The 18,555-nt window shown below is 69.7% G+C and carries 17 protein-coding genes; 9 read left to right on the top strand and 8 right to left on the bottom strand.

Annotated elements, in window-relative coordinates; all coding sequences use genetic code 11:
* Positions 1–287: 287 nt before the first annotated feature.
* Positions 288–1,028 (bottom strand): GNAT family N-acetyltransferase, encoded by a 741-nt coding sequence (locus GJG85_RS19490; RefSeq protein WP_089489420.1) that lies wholly within the window; start codon positions 1,026–1,028, stop codon positions 288–290.
* 371 nt (positions 1,029–1,399) lie between these two features.
* Here GJG85_RS19490 and GJG85_RS19485 point away from each other — a divergent pair, with 371 nt between their 5' ends.
* The gene (locus tag GJG85_RS19485; protein WP_089489419.1) at positions 1,400–1,897 is read left to right on the top strand and encodes a DUF3331 domain-containing protein; all 498 of its coding nucleotides are present in this window, start codon (positions 1,400–1,402) and stop codon (positions 1,895–1,897) included.
* On the opposite strand, the gene GJG85_RS19480 is transcribed toward GJG85_RS19485, so the two are convergent.
* Positions 1,866–3,068 carry a GNAT family N-acetyltransferase gene (locus GJG85_RS19480; protein WP_050012758.1) on the bottom strand — a complete coding sequence of 401 codons (1,203 nt, stop codon included), beginning with the start codon at positions 3,066–3,068 and terminating at the stop codon, positions 1,866–1,868. The genes GJG85_RS19485 and GJG85_RS19480 overlap by 32 nt on opposite strands.
* Positions 3,069–3,263: 195 nt before the next feature.
* Between GJG85_RS19480 and GJG85_RS19475 the strand changes: the two genes are divergently transcribed.
* The 7 genes from GJG85_RS19475 (at position 3,264) to GJG85_RS19445 (ending at position 11,399) form a co-directional block, all read left to right on the top strand.
* Positions 3,264–4,742, top strand: a complete 1,479-nt coding sequence (locus GJG85_RS19475; protein WP_050012757.1) for a PLP-dependent aminotransferase family protein — start codon at positions 3,264–3,266, stop codon at positions 4,740–4,742.
* A 42-nt stretch (positions 4,743–4,784) separates the two neighbouring features.
* Entirely contained in the window at positions 4,785–5,186 is a 402-nt protein-coding gene (locus tag GJG85_RS19470; protein ID WP_239468975.1) for a hypothetical protein, read from the top strand.
* A 368-nt stretch (positions 5,187–5,554) separates the two neighbouring features.
* Positions 5,555–6,400, top strand: a complete 846-nt coding sequence (locus GJG85_RS19465; RefSeq protein WP_050012756.1) for a type II CAAX endopeptidase family protein — start codon at positions 5,555–5,557, stop codon at positions 6,398–6,400.
* A gap of 44 nt (positions 6,401–6,444) precedes the next feature.
* Positions 6,445–7,350: a hypothetical protein gene (locus tag GJG85_RS19460; RefSeq protein ID WP_050012755.1), complete on the top strand. Its 906-nt coding sequence runs from the start codon at positions 6,445–6,447 to the stop codon at positions 7,348–7,350.
* A 348-nt stretch (positions 7,351–7,698) separates the two neighbouring features.
* Entirely contained in the window at positions 7,699–9,294 is a 1,596-nt protein-coding gene (locus GJG85_RS19455) for a trypsin-like peptidase domain-containing protein (protein ID WP_179233170.1), read from the top strand.
* A 227-nt stretch (positions 9,295–9,521) separates the two neighbouring features.
* Positions 9,522–10,733 (top strand): MFS transporter, encoded by a 1,212-nt coding sequence (locus GJG85_RS19450; RefSeq protein WP_204384287.1) that lies wholly within the window; start codon positions 9,522–9,524, stop codon positions 10,731–10,733.
* 126 nt (positions 10,734–10,859) lie between these two features.
* On the top strand, positions 10,860–11,399 hold the full coding sequence (locus GJG85_RS19445) for a DUF4303 domain-containing protein (protein ID WP_050012752.1): 540 nt from the start codon (positions 10,860–10,862) through the stop codon (positions 11,397–11,399).
* A gap of 55 nt (positions 11,400–11,454) precedes the next feature.
* On the opposite strand, the gene GJG85_RS19440 is transcribed toward GJG85_RS19445, so the two are convergent.
* The 6 genes from GJG85_RS19440 to cobA all read right to left on the bottom strand — a co-directional run bounded on the left by GJG85_RS19440 (position 11,455) and on the right by cobA (position 16,570).
* Positions 11,455–12,153, bottom strand: a complete 699-nt coding sequence (locus GJG85_RS19440; RefSeq protein WP_050012751.1) for a fumarylacetoacetate hydrolase family protein — start codon at positions 12,151–12,153, stop codon at positions 11,455–11,457.
* Positions 12,154–12,270: 117 nt separating this feature from the next.
* Positions 12,271–13,212: a helix-turn-helix transcriptional regulator gene (locus GJG85_RS19435; RefSeq protein WP_050012750.1), complete on the bottom strand. Its 942-nt coding sequence runs from the start codon at positions 13,210–13,212 to the stop codon at positions 12,271–12,273.
* 90 nt (positions 13,213–13,302) lie between these two features.
* Positions 13,303–13,902 (bottom strand): uracil-DNA glycosylase family protein, encoded by a 600-nt coding sequence (locus GJG85_RS19430; protein WP_050012749.1) that lies wholly within the window; start codon positions 13,900–13,902, stop codon positions 13,303–13,305.
* A gap of 134 nt (positions 13,903–14,036) precedes the next feature.
* Positions 14,037–15,089, bottom strand: a complete 1,053-nt coding sequence (locus GJG85_RS19425) for a CmpA/NrtA family ABC transporter substrate-binding protein (protein WP_050012748.1) — start codon at positions 15,087–15,089, stop codon at positions 14,037–14,039.
* 5 nt (positions 15,090–15,094) lie between these two features.
* Positions 15,095–15,688, bottom strand: a complete 594-nt coding sequence (locus GJG85_RS19420) for an ANTAR domain-containing protein (RefSeq protein ID WP_050012747.1) — start codon at positions 15,686–15,688, stop codon at positions 15,095–15,097.
* 120 nt (positions 15,689–15,808) lie between these two features.
* Positions 15,809–16,570, bottom strand: coding sequence for a uroporphyrinogen-III C-methyltransferase (gene cobA, locus GJG85_RS19415; RefSeq protein ID WP_050012868.1), 762 nt, complete (start codon positions 16,568–16,570; stop codon positions 15,809–15,811).
* Between the two features lie 659 nt (positions 16,571–17,229).
* Here cobA and GJG85_RS19410 point away from each other — a divergent pair.
* Positions 17,230–18,555, top strand: a complete 1,326-nt coding sequence (locus GJG85_RS19410; RefSeq protein WP_050012746.1) for an MFS transporter — start codon at positions 17,230–17,232, stop codon at positions 18,553–18,555.

Below are 18,555 nucleotides of genomic sequence, written 5' to 3'. Positions count from 1 at the left end.
GGCGTGCGGCAACGCTGCCGGTGCGCCCGTCGCGCGATTGCGCGATCGACCGGTATGCAGGAACGGGGCCAGCGTGAATCGGGGCTGTGCGTGGCGGTCGGAAGATGCCGGTACGCGCACTGCACCATGTCGCTTTTCGCCGTCCGGTAAAGGTTCGGAAGAAATGGCGGGTCGAATTTGCTGCGATAGCGAAGCGGCGAGTCGAGTGAGACGCCGGGACGTTCGTCTCAGCGCAATGAGACGAATCGCGAGACGAACCGCCACGGGCAGCGTTGCTCGATCCGCAGTCAGGCGAGCACTTCGTCGACGGCAACCGTCGCGAGCGCCGTGAATCCCGCAGCGCGGTACAGCGGCTGGCCGGCTTCGGTCGAGATGAGCCATACGCGCTGCGCACCGCGGTGCCGCGCGTGCGCGACGATCGCGGCGAGCAGCTGCGTCGCCAGGCCGCGACGCCGGTATGCGTCCGCCGTCCCGACGCGGTCGACGACGATATCGCGCGGCGACGCGAAACCATAGCGCGCGGTGGCCGCGATCTGGCCGTCGATGCGGTGCGCGAACAGGACCGCGGCCGGATTCGGCTGGAACGGCGGGAAGACGCCGCTGGCGTTGAACGCCGCGATGGCGTCCGGCGTGTCGCAGGCGAGTGCTCGCGCGAGCGCGTCGTCGCCGGACAGCCCGTCGATATCGGCGGCCATGAAGTGCTCGTCGGTCAGCCGGCGCGTCCTGCCGTGCAGCGCGGGCGGCAGCGGGGCCGCGCCGTAGCGCGTGATCCACGCACCGACGGCAAACGGGCCGGCGCCGGCGACGGGCGCACCCTCGATCATGAAATGCTCGAACGGCCGGCCCATCGCGTCGTCGAACTGCACGACATGGCCGTCCGGGCCGTCGTGCAGCGGCGCATCGCGCCGGTCGCGCGCGGCGCAGTATCCGGCGATGAACGCGCGTACGGCCGCCTTGCGGCGCGGGAAGGCGGACCACGCCTCGTCGAGCGGAAACAGCGTGGCCGGGGCGGGGGAGGCGGTCGGCATGCGTAGGTGCGCAGCGTTGTCGGGGGCGAGGCCAACAGCTTAAATCAGGACGCCGTCGGGCGTCGCGCCGGCCATTGTCGTCATCGCCGAAACGGATCGTTGCGCACGCTACCCCTTTACTTGAAGTTAACTTCAATTTGTATCATGTGCGGCAGTCCGATTGCGCTCGCGTCAGGCATCCCGTTGCACGCTGCCGCTTCGATGGCGGTGACGATGACCGAAGCGCCGGTCGCGGCCGATGCCGCCATGCCGCCATGCCGCCGTCGCGCGGCTGCCGGCGCGGCGATCGGTCTGTTCCTGCGGCGCGAACCGATGGGGCGGCGCTGAGTGCTGCGCCTGCGTCGGTCCACCTGCACGGAAATCCGTCAAGCATGCTCGACATCATGGAAAGCCTGATCTGCGAAGAAGACCGATCGTGCGATGTGCTCGCGTCCACGCTCGACGGAGACGATGCGCCGCCGTCGCGCGACGGCGTGGTCGCGCATCCGCTCGCGCCGATTCCGGCGCACGCGACGGCCGCGGCGTCGCCGTTGCGCCCGCAACTGTTCGTCACGGTACTGGAGGCGGGCGACGATGCACTGCTGGTGCGATGGGTCGAGAGCGGCCGCTGTCATTACGGCGAGCAGCGCTGGCGCCTGCGCGTCGCGTTGCAGCCCGGTCGCTGCGCGCTCTCGGGGCAGACGATCGAGCCGGGCGAGCCGGTGTTCCGGCCGGTGCGGCGGCCCGTGCCGGCCAATGGCGACGAGATGATCCACCCGGCAGCGGTGTCGGGTATGGACGGTTCGGCGTGTGATGGCGCGCCGGAGGACGGCGACGCACGCCGTCCGGGCGACGACGTTACTTCTTCAGATCGTGCCGGTACTGGATGAACCCGGCGTTGTTCGCGAGCTTGTCGTACAGCGCACGTGCGGTCGTGTTGGTTTCGTGCGTGAGCCAGTACACGCGGCTCGCGCCGGCTTCGCGGGCCCGTTCGTACACGGCCTCGATCAGCGCGCCGCCCGCGCCTTGCCCGCGCGCGTCGGGCGCCGTGTACAGGTCCTGCAGGTAGCAGTACGGCCCTTCCGTCCAGCACGAGCGGTGGTAGATCGCATGCACGATCCCGACCATCGCACCGGACGCGTCGAACGCGCCGAGCACGAACATCGGCTCGGCCGGGTCCATCAGGCGCGCCCAGGTCGTCGCGAACACCGCGCCGCTCAGCGCGGTGTCATAGAACGTCTGGTAACCCTGCCACAGCGGACGCCACGCGGCTTCGTCGGCGGCGACGAGCGGGCGCACCGTGACGCGCGTGGCGTCGTTTGCGCGGCTGGCCGCATCGCGCGCGGCGGCTTGCGCGTGGCGGATCGCGGTGAGCGACTGGCGCTGGTTGCCTTCGGCGTCGAAGTTATCCGGGGCGAGCCACGCGTCGAACGCGGCGCGGACGTCCGGCCATTCGCCGTCGATGATCGAGAACCACGCGGTGTCGCGATTGCGGCTGCGGTAGACGATCGCCTGCCGGAACGTGCCTTCGTAGCGGAAGCCGAGGCGCGCAGCCGCCTTGCGCGACGGCGCGTTCAGGTCGTCGCACTTCCATTCGTAGCGCCGGTAGCCGAGCGTGTCGAACGCATACTTCATCAGCAGGAACTGCGCTTCCGTCGACACCGGCGTGCGCTTGAGCAGTGGCGAGAACGTGACGGAGCCGACCTCGATCACGCCGTTGGCCGGATCGATGCGCATCAGCGCGAGCGTGCCGACCGCGCGGCCCGTGGCGCGATCGATCACCGTGTAGTGGAGCGGATCGGCGCTCGCCTGCGCGCCGCGCGCGTAGTCGCGGTAGCTGGACGCGTCGGCGTACGGGCCGTGCGCGAGATAGGTCCAGTCGCTGCCGTCGGGCGCTTGCGCGTAGGCGGCGTACAGGTCGGCCGCGTGGCGCTCGGCGTCGAGCGGTTCGAGTCGGCAGTAACGGCCTTCGAGCGCGATGCGCTCGGGGCGCGGACGCGCGGACCAGTCGGGAACGGGGTGGCCGATGGGCTGCTGGAAAGCGTTGGTGAGCGTGGGCAAGGTCGATCTCGCTTCGGTTGTCGGCCGGCGACATGCCGGCATGCAGACGATCGTAGTCCCGGCGAGGTACCATGAGAAGCGCCAGAGTATGGCAAATTTATGGTGCCATGAGCGGTGGCCGTCAGGCGTATGAGCGCTTACCGGTGCGCCACCGCCCATCCGTCCCGTTCCCGCCTTTCACGCTGCAATGTTCCGATGACGACTGCCTTTCCTTCCGCCGACGCGCCGTTGCTGCCGCTCGATGCGCCGCTGGCGCGCGCGCCCGGCGCGCCTTCGCTGCAGCGCCAGTTGCTGCGCCGCGTGCGCGACGCGATTCTCGGCGGCGCGATGCCGGCCGGCACGCGGCTGCCCGGCACGCGCGCGCTGGCCGAAACGCTCGGCGTGTCGCGCAATACGACGGCCGCCGTGTACGAGCAGCTCGTCGCCGAAGGCTTCCTGCAGTCGGACCGTCGCGGCACGCGGGTCGTCGGGCTGTCGCGGCCCACGCCGCCGCGCCGGCGTGCGGCGCCGCCGGCCGTCGCGCAGCGGCTTGGCCGGATTCGCCCGAGCCTCGTCGGCACCGGCGAATCGGAGGGTTTCCGGCCGGGCGTGCCCGCGCTGTCGCATTTCCCGGTGGACGCGTGGCGGCACGCGATCGACCGCGCGTTGCGCCGCGCGGGCCGCGACCTGCTGGCGTACGGCGATCCGCTCGGCGAGCCCGCGTTGCGCGAATCGATCGCGCGCCATCTGGCCGTCACGCGCGGCGTGCGCTGCGACCCGGAGCAAATCGTGATCACCGAGGGCGCGCAGGGCGCGATCGCGCTGTGCGCGCAGTTGCTGACGAATCCGGGCGATACGGTGTGGGTCGAGGAGCCCGGCTATCGCGGCGCGCGCACCGCGATGCAGGCGGCGGACCTCGACGTCGTGCCGATGCCGGTCGACGCGGAAGGGCTGCGCGCGGAACCGGACGACTGGCGCGAGCGACCGCCGCGCCTCGTCTACACGACGCCGTCGAACCAGTTCCCGACCGGCGCCGTGCTGTCGATCTCGCGCCGGCTCGCGCTGATCGATGCGGCGCGCCGCCATCGCGCGTGGATCATCGAGGACGACTACGACAGCGAATTCCGTCACACCGGCGAGCCGATCGGCGCGATGCAGGGGCTCGCGTCCGATTCGCCGGTCGTCTATCTCGGTTCGTTCAGCAAGACGATGTTTCCGGCGCTGCGGATCGGCTTTCTCGTGCTGCCCGACACGTTGCTGGCCGCCGTGCGGCCGGCGCTGCCGGAGATGCTGCGCGGCGGGACGCGCCACGTGCAGCTCGCGCTGGCCGATTTCATCGAGACGGGCGAGTACGGCCGGCATCTCGGGCGGATGCGCCGGCTGTATCGCGACCGGCGGCGTTTGCTGCTCGCCGCGCTCGACAGCAGCCTGAGCGTGCCGCATCAGGTCGAGGGCGGCCCGTGCGGGCTGCATCTCGCGTTGCGGCTGCCGGCGCGTTATCGCGATCGCGCGATCGTCGAAGCGGCGCGCGCGCATGGCATCGGGCCGTTTCCGCTGTCGGGTTTCGCGATCGATGCGGCGCGGGCCGGCAACGGGCTCGTGCTCGGCTTCGGCAATACGTCGGCCGACGCGTTCGAGCCGATGTTGCGGATGGTGTCGACGATCGCGGAGCGGGTGGGCGCGGGTGGCGCGTGATGGTATGGTTTCTCGATTTCAACTGCTTGCTGCCCGATCGTGATGACGCTCCGCCCATCCCTGCTGTTCGCTGTGATTGCCTGCACGTCGTGGGCGACCGTCGCCGCTCACGCGCAACCGACGCGCGACGGCTTCGTCTGCGATACCGACAAGCATCACATCGTGATCGACCACGCGGCGGATCGCGCATTGCGCTACCGCGCATGGAACAAGCCGCATCCGGTCGACGGGAAGCCGGACGTCGACGTGCGCGGCGGCACGGAAACCACGGGCGGAACGAATCCGTGCGTGAGCACCGACTGGTCGTTCAAGCGCGGCAATATCACGTACGAGGTATCGGACAGCGCCGCCTGCACCGACGGCAAACCGCCGCGCGGCGCTTACGGGACGGTCTCGGTGACAATCAACAAGGAATTCGCCGCGCGTTACTGGTGCGTCAAGTAACCGGTGCTTTAAAACACCGAAAGGCTGCGCCGTCAGCAAAACATTCAATATTTTAAAAAATCGGCCGATATCCTGATATTGAAGTTTCCTGAACGCGCGACGTGAATCGAAAGTCTTGCTTTTTCGATCGTAAGGGATGTTCAATGTCGCTTGCCACGACACATGCCATGAGCGACGATTCTGCCCCGTGACAAGCGGTTACTTTTTCATGATGAATGGATAGTGGAGGACGAAGGCCGGCGCAAGTCGCGATGCGTCGCATCGGCCATGTGCTCCTATAAATAAAAATGCCGATCCGATGAGATCGGCCGCAGGCATCCGAGCGCGCAATCACCGCGTGTGCCGTCTGCGACATCGTACAGAGCCAGATGAAACCCGATTCAAGCCACTATTGCTTCCCGAATCTGCTGGAAGCGTTTTTTATCGTCGTCGTGCTGAACCTGGTCGAGTATTTGACGAACTCGATTATCTGGTCGCTCGGCCGCAACGCAGGGCTTCAGACGATGGCGATCGCCAGCATCGGAAGGGTGCTCGCGAACGGGCTCTTATTTACGGTGCTGCTTCATCACAGCAAATTGACCTACCGTAGCCTGCTGCACGACAGCGTGGATTCCTGGCGAACGACGATCAGGCGATTTCTCGTGCCCGTTTTGCTGATCACACCGGCATTGCTCGTGGCGATGAGCGTGCTTGAAGTCGGCGTCGGGCAGTTTTTCCCGTGGAGCGGAAGCCGGGAGGACGCCGACGAGGTTTATGCGAATGGCGGACTCGGCCTGATCGTATTGACCTGCGTGATTGCGCCGCTACTCGAAGAGATGTTGTTTCGCGGCGTGATGCTGCGCAGCTTCTTGCGACAGTACCCGGAGGGAACGGCTATCGCGCATTCGGCCGCCGTGTTCGGTCTCGCACACTTGAATGTGTATCAATTCGCGCTCGCATTCGGACTCGGTTTGTTGATCGGAAAGCTCTATGCGGCTACCCGATCGTTGTTGCCGGGAATGTTGATTCACGCCTGCTACAACACCGCGGTGGTCATCGTCGCACTGAAATCGCCGTTCGTCCTCACCAGGGAGAGCCTGCTCGAGATCTGGCCGACGTCCTGGTGGTTCGGCGCGCTCGCGTTGGGCGGCGTCGGCGCATGGGGGCTGGTCAAGTCGGTGGATGCGCTGCGAATGGCGCCCGCGCGTACGGCAAACGACAACGGCGCGAACTGAGCGCGCGTCATGATGGTTTCTACAACGAGAAAACGAGGTAAAGCATGCGGGGCAAGCAAGTCTGTCTGGTGGGTCTGGCGAGTACGGTGTTGATGCTGGCGGCGTGTGGCGGCGGCGATGACGGTGGCGCGGCCAAAACGGGCAGCAACGCATCGAACAACGATACGGCGGGAACGCCGACGGTCACGCCGCCCGCCACGCCGGCGCCGGGCGCGCCTGCCCAGCCGTCCGCACCCACGGCCTGCCGACCGAACGGCCGCTTCAGCTATTCGGGCGCGGCGTCGCCGGTTGCGGCGAACAACGGCCAACTGGCGGTGCTCGTAGTGCCGAATTTGCCGAGCGAGTGGGCGAAGAACCGCAACATGACGGCGGACAATGTGCCGGCGACGAGCCTGGTTCAGCAGGGAAGCGGCGCGTTTACGACGCTGGCGTCGTCGGCGGCGGCGACCGACTGCCTCGGGCTCGACCACGGGGCCGTGACCGAGATCCAGGGCGTCGGCACCGATGTGGCGATCGGCCGGTGGAATCGCGCGATGGACACCGACGGCAATACCTATACCGATGCGCAGGGCGTGCACTACGCGGTCGGCACGCCGCTGTCGTTGCCCGCCACGGGCGCTCCGCTTTCGTGTACGCAGGTAATCTCCGACACGGTGGCGAGCAACAACGGCGGCGCGGATGGGACGCTCGTTTCGGCTTCGGCCATGCTGGATCCGGTCACGCGCATGCTCACCACGCTGAACCTGTCGATCCAGCTCGGAAGTGCGCAACACGGGCTGACATATACGCAGGTGCCGTTGAACGGTGTGTTGAAGACCACCGGGCCCGCAACGATTCAATCGATCGTTGTCGGACATGACGCGGCCCAGCCGCTGGTCGCCGTCGGTTACACGGCTGCGTTGCCGAACACGCAAGGCGTCGGCGGGGTGGCGGTATTGTCGTGCCACTGAACGGAGCGGGTGCCGGCTCGTCGACGGATGCGGACCGATGACGGACCATCCGCGCTTCGCATGCTGTCTGTCGGTGATGCGCGACAGGCTGATGATTGCCCGCAGACCGTCACGCTGACGCCGGCACGCGCACCGCTGCGTGGTGGATATTCGGATTGACGAACCGCGCGCTTTGTTCGAAACGAACGCCGTCGCGGTTCCGCCGCCACGGCGCCTCCCGGCATACGGGTTTCGATTCGTGTGTTCCAACCGGCGCGTGCGCTATAAATGGTTGGGTGTACCGGTGCTTGTCGGGCGCCTGCGCGTCTCGCGCAGGGTAGCGTCGCGGCTGCCGGGGGAGGTGGCACCGTGGTTTGCCAGACGCTTGCTCGCGCCGTGCTTCGCACCGCGTTGATCGGGGGCGTGTTTGCCGGATGTTGGCCGCCGCCCGCCGCCGTTGCCGGCACCCTCGCACCGCACGCCGCACCACCGGCGATGAAGGTGCGGCCGCCCGCCGCGCCTTACGCGATGCCGGTCGATTTCCCGGCGATCGTCGAGCGCTACGGCCCGGCGGTCGTGACCATCGTGGCCGCCACACCCGATCCGCAAACCGGCGGGCCGGCCTTTGCCGCCCTCGATCCCGACGATCCGCTCGCCGCGTTCTTCCGGCACGGTGCGGCGCCGCCCGCACAGGCGGCGCCGGCGTCCGATACGCCGCGTGCGGTGTCCGGCAGCGGCTCGGGCTTCATCGTCAGCGCCGACGGCCTGATTCTCACGTCCGCCCACGTGGTCGACGAGGTGACCGACGTGACGGTGCGGCTCACCGACCGCCGCGAATTCAAGGGGACGGTGCTGGCCGTCGATCCGCAAAGCGACGTCGCCGTGCTGCGCGTCGACGCGACGAAGCTGCCGTTCGTGCGCGTCGGCGATTCGTCGAAGGTCCGCGCGGGAGAACCGGTGATGACGATCGGCGCGCCGGACGGATCGGGCAACACGGTCACGGCCGGCATCGTCAGCGCGACGTCGCGCCGCTTGCCGGACGGCAGCGCGTTTCCGTTCTTCGAGACCGACATCGCACCGAACCCGGACAACTCGGGCGGCCCCGTGTTCAATCGCGCGGGCGACGTGATCGGCATCGCGGTGCAGGTCTATACGGGCACCGATCGCTACGCAAGCACGACGTTCGCCATCCCGATCGCATTCGCGGCAAGGATGCGCGCCCAGTTGCGCGCGCAACAGCAGGCGCAGATGCAGACGCAACAGCAGGCGCAGCAGGCCCAGGCGCCTGCGCCGTCGGGCAATGCGCTGGGCGCGGACGTGCAGGACGTCGGCGTCGGGCTGGCCGCGGCGTTCGGGCTGCCGCGTCCGGCAGGCGCGCTCGTCAACGGCGTCGCGCCCGGCTCGCCGGCCGCCGCGGCGGGCCTGAAGCCCGGCGACGTGATCGTGAAGATGGGCGACAAGACCATCGGTCGCTCGGCGGAACTGGACGACCTGGCCGCCGCGCTGTTGCCCGGCGCAAAGGCGCCGCTGCGCGTGATCCGCAACCGTGCGCCGGTGAAGCTGACGATCACCGGCGCCGACGACGCGGGCATGAGCGCGGCCGCAACGGTCGGCATGGCCGCACCTAAGTCCGCTGGACGGCCGGGGCCGGGGCCGGCCGCCGGCGAGCCCGGCGACGGTGGTGCCAGCGGTGACCGCGGCGATCGCCTCGGGCTGACGATGCACGCGCTGAGCGACGCCGAGCGTCGGTCGACGGGGCTCGCGATCGGGATGATGGTGGACGCGGTGCACGGCCCGGCCGCGCGCGCAGGCATCCTGCCCGGCGACGTCGTGCTGGAACTCAACGACACGCTGCTGGAGACGCCGGACGACGTGCAGACGCTCGAAGCGAGCGGCGGCAGCGTGATCGCCGTGCTGATCCAGCGCAACAACGCGCGGAAGTTCGTCTCGGTGCGCGTGCGGTAGGGCGTTGACGCGGCTGCTAGCGTCCGCCTAACATCGTCCGGTATCGCTGGCGGTCCGCCACGCATTCAGGAGCCACTCGGCATGAAAACGGCTTGCTTCATCGTAGTAGTCCACAGGCGCAGGGTCCGGTAGCGGCACCGCGCCGGCACCCATGCGCCCCCGACTCGTTCGGGGGCTTTTTTTGTGTTGCGCACGGCCGTGCGGCCCGTGCGCGGGAGGGCATCCGCTTGTCATCGAACCTGTCGACCGCTTCCGATCCGGCGTCGCCGCGACACGCAACGTTGATCCTGTTGTGCGCGTTGTCGGTGCTGCCGCTGAGCCTGTTCCTGCCGTCGCTGCCGGCGATCGTGCGCGACCTGCACACCGACTATGCGCTCGTCGCGCTGTCGCTCGGTGGTTATGCGGCGGTGGCCGCGTCGCTCGAATGCGTGACGGGGCCGCTGTCCGACCGGTTCGGGCGGCGGCCGATCGTGCTGACGAGCGTCGCGATATTCGCGCTCGGTTCGCTCGGCTGCGCGATGGCGACCGATATTCGCGTGTTTCTCGGCTGCCGGCTGATGCAGGCGGCGATCACGTCGGTCTATCCGGTGTCGATGGCGGCGATCCGCGATACCGGCGGCGGGGCGCGCGCGGCGAGCCGGATCGGCTATGCGGCGATGGCCGCCGCGTTCGCGCCGATGCTCGGCCCGACGCTCGGCGGCGTGCTCGATCAGACGGTCGGGTGGCGCGCGAGCTTCTGGCTGCTCGGCGCGGTCGGCAGCGCGCTGTTCGGCTGGTGCGCGTTCGATCTCGTCGAAACCCATACGCGCCGGCCGTCGAGCTTCGCGCAGCAGCTTCGTGCGTATCCGGCGCTGCTGCGTGCGCGCCGTTTCTGGGCCTATGCGCTGTGCATGGCGTTTTCGACGGGCACGTTCTATGCATTCCTGGCCGGCGCGCCGCTCGCCGCGAAAACGCTGTTCGGCATCGCGCCGGCGGAGATCGGCTTCTACATGGGGACGATCACGGCCGGTTTCGTGGGTGGCAGCTTGCTGGCCGCGCGGGTCGCGCGCCGCTACGCGCTGGCCACGACGATCCTGTGCGGGCGGGTCGCGGCGTGTGCGGGTCCGCTGACCGGCCTCGCGCTCGTGTCCGGCGGCGCGACGCACGCGCTCGCATGGTTCGGTCCGTGCGTGCTGGTCGGCATCGGCAACGGGCTGAGCAATCCAGGCGCCCATGCGGACGCGGTGTCGGTGCGCCCGGAGCTGGCAGGCAGCGCGTCGGGGCTGGCCGGCGCGATGACGATCGGCGGCGGCGCCGCGCTGTCGTCGCTGACAGGCGCGCTGCTGACCCCGCGCAATGCCGGCTACCTGCCGCTCGCGATGATGCTGCTGTCGGCGGCGATCGCGCTGGCGGCCGCCGTGTGCGTGCGGGCGTTCGACGGGCAGGACGCCGGGCGGTGAGCGCGGGTGCGCCCCGGTACCGGCGCGCGGCCGAATGACGGACAATCCGCCGCATGCCGGGAGACGACGCATGATCCGCGCGCCGCGTGTCCCGGCGAGCGCAAAGGGCGACTGGACGAGGATGCGATGAGCGACTTTTCTGATTTCCAGCGGGACATTGCCGACGCCGCGAGGGCGACCTTCAGGGCGCTGCGGGCGTTGCACCCGGACGAGCATTTCTATGCGTTTGCGCTGTACACCGACAGCGGCGCGATGACGGTGGTGCCGGCCGCCAATTCTGTCGAAGGGCTGCGCCGAATCCGCGCGCAACAGGCGGTGGCGGACGACGATCCGTGGTTCGTGTGGGGCGTGTCCGAATGGGCGTACGCGGCGGCCGAGGCGTCGCCGTTCAACGCGATCTGCGGCAGGCTCGCCGACGAAGTGCTGAGCCCGCAGTTCGTCCAATCGCGCTTCAGCGAATTTTCCCGGCAACTGCACGTCGACATGATCGCGGCATTGCGGCTGCTCGATCGCGACGGCGTGTTCGGCACGGGTGACGACAGGGCGGCCATCACGCTGTTCGTGTCGATCAGCGACGACGACGCGGCCGAGGCGCTGGAAAACGCATCGGCGAAAGCGCTGAATCCGCCCGCCGTCGCCGACGCGTTCCTGCGCCGCTACGACTGACCGGCATCAGAATCTCGCACGGCGGCCCGGGCACGCGGCCGCCGCGCATGTCGCGTTACGGCTTCGCGCCGACCACGAATTCGAACGTCGCGATGCCGTCGACGCCGCCCGTCACGCGATCGCCCGGCTGCAGCGCGCCGACGCCGGCCGGCGTGCCGGTGAAGATCAGGTCGCCGGCCTTCAGCTCGACCGAGCGCGACACGTACGCGATGACGTCGGGCACGGGCCAGATCATGTCGGCGAGGTCGCCTTGCTGGCGCGTGTCGCCGTTGACCGCGAGCCAGATGCGGCCGGTCGCCGGGTGGCCGGTGGCCGTCGCCGCGCGCAGCGCGGTCACCGGGCCCGATGCGTCGAAACCCTTCGCCCAGTCCCACGGCCGGCTCAGCTTCTTCGCTTCGGCCTGCAGGTCGCGGCGCGTGAGGTCGACGCCGACGCCGTAGCCCCACACGTGCGACAGCGCGTCGGCCGGGTCGATCGACCGGCCGTCCTTGCCGATCGCGACGACCAGCTCGATTTCATGGTGGAGGTCGTTCGTCAGCGGCGGATAGGCGACCGTGCCGCTGGCCGGGACGATCGCGTCGGCCGGCTTCGTGAAGAAGAACGGCGGTTCGCGGTCGGGGTCGGCGCCCATTTCGCGGGCGTGGTCGGCGTAGTTGCGGCCGACGCAGAAGACGCGGCGCACCGGAAAGCGCGCGGACGACTGTTCGACTTCGACGGAAGGACGCTCAGCGGCGTCGATGACATAGGCGGACATCGGATTGGCCTCGTTCGGTAGGAAGACGGACGACCGGCGCGTCGGCCGGCATGCGTGCAACGATACCCGACGCGCGTGCGCGCGGATGCGACGCAACTGCGTTTTACCGGGACAAAACTACGCGTCGGCGGCCGGCTGCGCGTCGTCGGCGGCGGGCAGCGCGGCGTTCGCGTCGCGGTACGCCTTCGGCGACACGCCGACCCGCGCACGAAAGCGCCGTGCGAAATAGCCTTCGTCGCGAAAGCCGACCGAGCGTGCGATGTCCGCGATGCGCCGGCTGGTATGGGCCAGCAGCGACTGCGCGAGCGCGATCCGGCGCTCGGTCACGAGATCGGTGAAGGTGCTGCCGGTTTCCTTGCGCACCAGGTGCGCGAGGTAGTTCGGCGACAGAAACGCGGCTTCGGCGGTCGCGGCGAGCGTCAGGTCCTCCCGGGTCAGGTTCGCCCGCACGTGGCGCAGCACGCGGGCCAGTGCGTCGCGCCGGCCGGCGCGCTGGGCGCCGCGTTGCGCGAGCTTGTCGAGCGCGCCCGCGTACTGCGTGCAGACGAGCCCGATCAGTTGCAGCAGGTAGCCGCGCAGCAACGTGGTCGAGCCGAACGTGCGCACGCGATCGGCGTCGAGCATGCACAGCGCGAGGCGGCGCGCTTCGTCGTACGTATCGCCGGTCAGGATGAAATCGACGTGCTCCTGGAAGCGGAACGGCGTCAGCTCGGGGAAGCGGTGCGCGGGCACGTCCTCGAGATCGAGCGGATCGACGTCGAGATCGGCGCGCAGGAACGCCTGGCTGAAGTTGATCACGATGAAATGCGCGCCTTCCGGGTGCGGAATCAGGTGCTCGCGGTGCGGCAGCACGAACGCGAGCGCGCCGCGCGGAAACGGTCGCGTGACGCCGCCGATGCGCTGCTCGGTGTCGCCGCCGAGATTGAACTGGATCTGGAAATACGCGTGCCGGTGCGGCTCGGTGATCGCCTGGCGCGACGCCTGGTCGCGGATGTAGAAATCGAGCCGGTCGCTGCGTTCGGGCATCCCGTACAGGCGCGGCGGGGCGGTGGAGGGCATGAAGGATTGTGCTGTTCGTGACGCGGTGGAGCCGCGATGGTACAGCGAACCGGGCGCGACGGGGACGGGCGCGGCCCCGCGCCTACCTGGTCAGCCCGTCGCGAGCGGCGCGACCCGGCGCCGCAGTTCGGGCACGACGTCGGCGTCGAACCACGGATGGCGCTTGAACCATGCCTGGTTGCGCGGCGACGGATGCGGCAGCGGCAGGATCGCGGGGCCGTAGTCGCGCCACGCATGCACGGTGTCGGTCAGCGTCGCCTTGCGCGCGCCGCGCAGGAAATGCCGCTGCGCGTACTGGCCGATCAGCAGCGTGAGCCGGATCGACGGCAGTTCGGCCAGCAGCCGGTCGATCCACAGCGGCGCGCATTCGGGGCGCGGCGGGTTGTCGCCGCTCGCGCCGCGGCCCGGGTAGCAGAAGCCCATCGGCACGATCGCGAAGCGCGTCTCGTCGTAGAAGGTGTCGGCGTCGACGCCGAGCCAGTCGCGCAGCCGCATGCCGCTCGCGTCGTCCCACGGGATGCCGCTCGCATGGACGCGCGCGCCCGGCGCCTGCCCGACGATCAGGATGCGTGCGTCGCGATGCGCGCGCACGACCGGGCGCGGGCCGAGCGGCAGGTCGGCTTCGCATGCACGGCACGCGCGGATTTCGGTGAGCAGCACGTCGAGCGGCGCGCGCGTTGGTTTCGGCATTGATTCGGAGCGGGGATGAGGTGGCAACGCGGTGTCGCCCGAGCGGCACGAGCGGCCGGCGGTCGGCGGCCGCGCCGCCTCCGGGGCGCCAGCGGGGACCGGCTGCACTGCGCGGTGCGCGCTACGGCTACGCGCTACGCCAGCGACAGACCCGCCGCGCCGCCTTCGGCGACCGCAGCATCATACAACGCGGTCTGCGCGATCGCCGCGGCGATGCCCGCGTCGTCGTGCGAACCGTCGAGCATGCCCCAGCGCCGGTATTGCGACAGGAACCACTGGCCCTCGCGCGGGTCGGGCCGGTTCACCGCGCCGCCGTCGTGAAAGCGGATCGGCAGCGGCGGCGTCGCAAACGGCCCCGCGCCGTAGTCGCCGAGCAGGCGCGGCGCGATCAGCCGGGCCGGCACGCCCAGCGCGTCGGGCGACGCGAGCCAGTCGGCCGCCTCGCGGCGGTGCGCGGCGCTGTCGAGCCACGCGCATGCGTCGACGAGCGTGCGGACCAGCGCACGTGAGGCGGCCGGATACAGTGCGACGAAATCGCGCCGGGTCGCGAGCACCTTCTCCGGGTGATCGGGCCAGATCTCGCTCGTGACGGCGACGGTGCGGCCTGCGCCGCACGCTTCGGCCACCGCGTGCCACGGCTCGCCCGCGCAGAAGCCGTCGAGCTCGCCGCCCGCGAGTGCCGCGACCATCTCGGGCGGCGGAATCACGACGCTGCGCACGTCGCGCAGCGGATCGACGCCGTGCGACGCGAGCCATGCGTTCAGCCACATCGCGTGCGTGCCGGTCGGGAAAGTTTGCGCGAGCAGCGGCTTGCGGCCGAGCGTCGCGAACGCGGCGCGCACGCTGCCGGTCTCACGGTAAGCGTCGGCGAGGCCGCGCGACAACGTGATCGCCTGGCCGTTGCGGTTCAGCACCATCAGCGCGGCCATGTCGGCCTGCGGGCCGCCGATGCCGAGCTGCAGCCCGCAGACGAGCCCATACAGCGCATGCGCGGCGTCGAGCTCGCCGCTGAGCAGCTTGTCGCGCACGGCCGCCCACGACGGCTGGCGGCTTAATTCGAGCGTGAGGCCATGACGCGCACCGAGGTTCAGGCGTTGCGCGACGATCAGCGGGGCCGCGTCGCTGAGCGCGACGAACCCGAGGCGAAGATGCGCGCGTTCCGGCGCGGCGGGAGGAGAGGTATTCATTGGACTCATGACTGGGGTGACGCGTCGAGCAATTGTCGCGCGACGTCGACGATGCGCAGGCCCTGATCCATCGCGCGCTTGCGCAGCGCCGCATAGGCGTCGTGTTCGGACAGCTTGCGCTGGTCCATCAGCACGCGTTTCGCGCGGTCGATCAGCTTGCGCTCCTCGAGTTCGCGCTCGACGTCGGCCAGCCGGCGGCGCAGCGCGTCGTCGTGCGAGAAGCGCGCGAGCGCGACTTCGAGAATCGGCGCGAGGCGCTCGGCCGACAACCCTTCGACGAGATATGCGCTGACGCCCGCGCCGACCGCCGCGCGGATCAGTTCCTGGTCGGCGTCGTGGCTGAACATCAGCACGGGGCGCGGCGCGGTTGCATGCATGACCGCGAGTTGCTCGAGCGTGTCGCGCGACGGCGAATCGGTATCGATGATCACGACGTCGGGGCGTTGCTCCTCGACGGCCGCCGGCAGGCGCGCGGGCGTCGCGACGTCGTTCAGCATCTCGTAGCCGAGGCGCGCGAGCGCGTCGCCGAGTTCGCCGATCGGCTTGTCGGTATCGGTGACGAGCAGCACGCGCAGGCGGGCGGGGGCGGACGAACTCATGAGGCGGGCAACAGGAGCAGTGATGCGTCGGTGCAACCGGCGAGCGATGCAGGCAGGCCGCACGCGCGGCCGGGGCGAAAGGAAACGGGGAGCGGCTGAGGCCGCGCGATGCCGCGCATGTCAGGCGGCCCGCGCAAGCGCCGCGTCGGCTGCCGCGTCCGCGTCCTGCGCGGCCGCTTCGCCGATCGCGCCGCCGACGAGGATCACGGCCGGGCTGCCGAGCCGCGCCGCTTCGACGCCGCGCGCGAGCGTGCCGAGCGTGCCGGTCCAGCGGCGCTCGTCGGGCGTGCCGGCCCATTGCACGGCTGCCGCCGGCGTCGACGCGGGGAGCGCGGCGAGCAGGCCGGCCGCGATGCTGTCGACGCGGCTCATCCCCATGTAGATCGCGAGCGTGGTGCCGGTCGCCGCGAGCCGTGCCCAGTCGGGTTCGCCATGGTCCTGGCGGTGCGCGGTGACGAACGTGACGCCCTGGCAGTGCTCGCGGTGCGTGAGCGAGATGCCGAGGCTCGCGGCGGCGGCGAATCCCGACGAGATGCCGTTGACGATCTCGACCGGAATCGCGGCCGCGCGCAGCGTCGCGAGCTCTTCGCCGGCGCGCCCGAACAGCAGCGCGTCGCCGCCCTTCACGCGCACCACGTGCGCGCCGCGCAGCGCGTAGCGACGCATCAGCTTCTCGATGAACGCCTGCGGCGTGGAGCGGCAGCCGCCGCGCTTGCCGACGCGGATCACGCGCGCCTGCGGCGCGAGTCCGACAATGCCGGGCGCGACGAGATCGTCGAGCAGCAGCACGTCGGCGGCGGCCAGCGCCTTTACCGCCTTCAGCGTGAGGAGATCGGGGTCGCCGGGGCCGGCGCCCAGCAGCGTGACTTTGCCTGTCGTCATTGTCGTATTCCTGTGCCGCATCGCATCGCTGCGGCGGTCTGATGTCGCGTTGTTGCGCGGCGGCGGCGGGCGGTCGAAACGCACCGGCATCCGGCCGTGCCGTGCACGGGGGGACGCCGTTGTCCTGTCGGACCCGCCGTGAAGGGCGGGCAGGGTTTTGCGGGGACTGCCCACCGGCGCCGTTGCCGGTGATGCATAGCGTTCAGCAATATCCGGGCCAACCGACGCAACGCGCGGTCAGCGCATGCCGCGATGCACTGCGCGATGGCCGCACGCGTGCATGCGCATGCCTCACATAGGCCATCGCCATGTCGCATCGGTGTGCATCGTGCGCCGTCCGCGCGCACCGCGATGTCGCACGGCGACAGTGCTGCAGCGCACCACATCTGTGCCTCGGTGCATCGCGACGGAGAGCGCGCGATGCGTCGCCTCGCGTCGCGTGCTGTCCGGCAAGCCTTGTGCGACGAGGCTTTCGGCCGGATTCGTGCCGATATGGCACGGCGTTTGCGTAAGCTGGTTCGGGCGGATCAACGGCGATTCGCCCGCAGTACCGAATACTGACGCGCCCGGCAACGGGCTTCATGGGCAACGGCGTCCTACGCATCGGGTCTCGACGAGACCGGGTGCGCAGGACGCCGTTTTTCGTTTGGGCGGACGACATGACCGACAAAGCTACCCGTATCGATCTCTTCAGCCTCCGCACCGCGCCGATGCGCGCGTTCCATCTGACGTGGATGGCGTTCTTCGTATGCTTCTTCGCGTGGTTCGCGTGCGCGCCGCTGATGCCGCTGATCGCGCGCGAATTCCATCTCACGGCGGCGCAAGTCGCGAACATCAACATCGCCGCGGTCGCCGCGACGATCGCCGTGCGGCTGCTGGTCGGCCCGATGTGCGACCGCTTCGGCCCGCGCCGCGTGTATGCCGGGCTGCTGCTGCTCGGCGCGATTCCCGTGTTCGCCGTGTCGTTCACGCACGACTACCTGTGGTTCCTGATCTGCCGGCTCGGCATCGGCGCGATCGGCGCGGGCTTCGTGATCACGCAGTACCACACGTCGGTGATGTTCGCGCCGAACGTGGTCGGCACCGCGAACGCGACGACGGCCGGCTGGGGCAATGCCGGCGCGGGCGCGACGCAGGCGCTGATGCCGCTGCTCGTCGCCGCGGGCCTGATGCTCGGCTTCGGCGAGGATTCGTCGTGGCGCATCGCGCTGGTCGTGCCGGGCGTGGCGATGCTCGTGATGGCGTGGGCGTACTGGCGTTTCACGCAGGACTGCCCGCAAGGCGATTTCGTCGCGCTGCGCAAGCAGGGCGTAACGATCGACAGCGGCAAGAAGGGCGGCTGGGCGAGCTTCTTCGCGGCCTGCGGCAACTACCGCGTGTGGATGCTGTTCGTCACGTACGGCGCGTGCTTCGGCGTCGAGGTGTTCATCCACAACATCGCCGCGCTGTACTACGTCGATCACTTCAAGCTGTCGCTGAAGGACGCCGGCTTCGCGGTCGGGATGTTCGGGCTGCTCGCGCTGTTCGCCCGCGCGCTCGGCGGCTGGCTGTCCGACAAGATCGCCGCACGCCGCAGTCTCGACGTGCGCGCGACGCTGCTGTGCGCGCTGATCATCGGCGAAGGGCTCGGGCTGATCTGGTTCTCGCATGCGCAAGGCATCGGCATCGCGCTCGTCGCGATGCTCACCTTCGGCCTCTTCACGCACATGGCGTGCGGCGCGACCTACGCGCTGGTGCCGTTCATCGACCGCAAGGCGCTCGGCGGCGTCGCGGGCATCGTCGGCGCGGGCGGCAACGTCGGCGCGGTCGCCGCGGCTTTCCTGCTGAAGGGCGTCGGCGATGTGCAGCACACGTTGAGCCTGCTCGGCCTTGCCGTGACCGCGACCGCGTTGTGCGCGATGGCCGTGCGCTTCAGCGAAGAACACAAGGCGCGCGAAGCCGAGCTGCGCGATCGCGCGCTGGCCGCCGCGAGCGCCGCGAACTGA

This window comes from Burkholderia sp. MS389 (genome assembly GCF_016899425.1).
GTDB classification, from domain to species: Bacteria; Pseudomonadota; Gammaproteobacteria; order Burkholderiales; family Burkholderiaceae; genus Burkholderia; species Burkholderia sola.
The sequence above is the reverse complement of the archived record's forward strand: the minus strand, read 5'-3'. Positions and strand labels throughout refer to the sequence as shown.

Excerpts from the sequence above, each read along its gene's own strand:
- GJG85_RS19490 (WP_089489420.1), bottom strand. The coding sequence starts at position 1,028 with ATGCCGACCGCCTCCCCCGCCCCGGCCACGCTGTTTCCGCTCGACGAG.
- GJG85_RS19485 (WP_089489419.1), top strand. The coding sequence starts at position 1,400 with ATGCTCGACATCATGGAAAGCCTGATCTGCGAAGAAGACCGATCGTGC.
- GJG85_RS19475 (WP_050012757.1), top strand. The coding sequence starts at position 3,264 with ATGACGACTGCCTTTCCTTCCGCCGACGCGCCGTTGCTGCCGCTCGAT.
- GJG85_RS19470 (WP_239468975.1), top strand. The coding sequence starts at position 4,785 with ATGACGCTCCGCCCATCCCTGCTGTTCGCTGTGATTGCCTGCACGTCG.
- GJG85_RS19465 (WP_050012756.1), top strand. The coding sequence starts at position 5,555 with ATGAAACCCGATTCAAGCCACTATTGCTTCCCGAATCTGCTGGAAGCG.
- GJG85_RS19460 (WP_050012755.1), top strand. The coding sequence starts at position 6,445 with ATGCGGGGCAAGCAAGTCTGTCTGGTGGGTCTGGCGAGTACGGTGTTG.
- GJG85_RS19445 (WP_050012752.1), top strand. The coding sequence starts at position 10,860 with ATGAGCGACTTTTCTGATTTCCAGCGGGACATTGCCGACGCCGCGAGG.
- GJG85_RS19440 (WP_050012751.1), bottom strand. The coding sequence starts at position 12,153 with ATGTCCGCCTATGTCATCGACGCCGCTGAGCGTCCTTCCGTCGAAGTC.
- GJG85_RS19435 (WP_050012750.1), bottom strand. The coding sequence starts at position 13,212 with ATGCCCTCCACCGCCCCGCCGCGCCTGTACGGGATGCCCGAACGCAGC.
- GJG85_RS19430 (WP_050012749.1), bottom strand. The coding sequence starts at position 13,902 with ATGCCGAAACCAACGCGCGCGCCGCTCGACGTGCTGCTCACCGAAATC.
- GJG85_RS19425 (WP_050012748.1), bottom strand. The coding sequence starts at position 15,089 with ATGAATACCTCTCCTCCCGCCGCGCCGGAACGCGCGCATCTTCGCCTC.
- GJG85_RS19420 (WP_050012747.1), bottom strand. The coding sequence starts at position 15,688 with ATGAGTTCGTCCGCCCCCGCCCGCCTGCGCGTGCTGCTCGTCACCGAT.
- cobA (WP_050012868.1), bottom strand. The coding sequence starts at position 16,570 with ATGACGACAGGCAAAGTCACGCTGCTGGGCGCCGGCCCCGGCGACCCC.
- GJG85_RS19410 (WP_050012746.1), top strand. The coding sequence starts at position 17,230 with ATGACCGACAAAGCTACCCGTATCGATCTCTTCAGCCTCCGCACCGCG.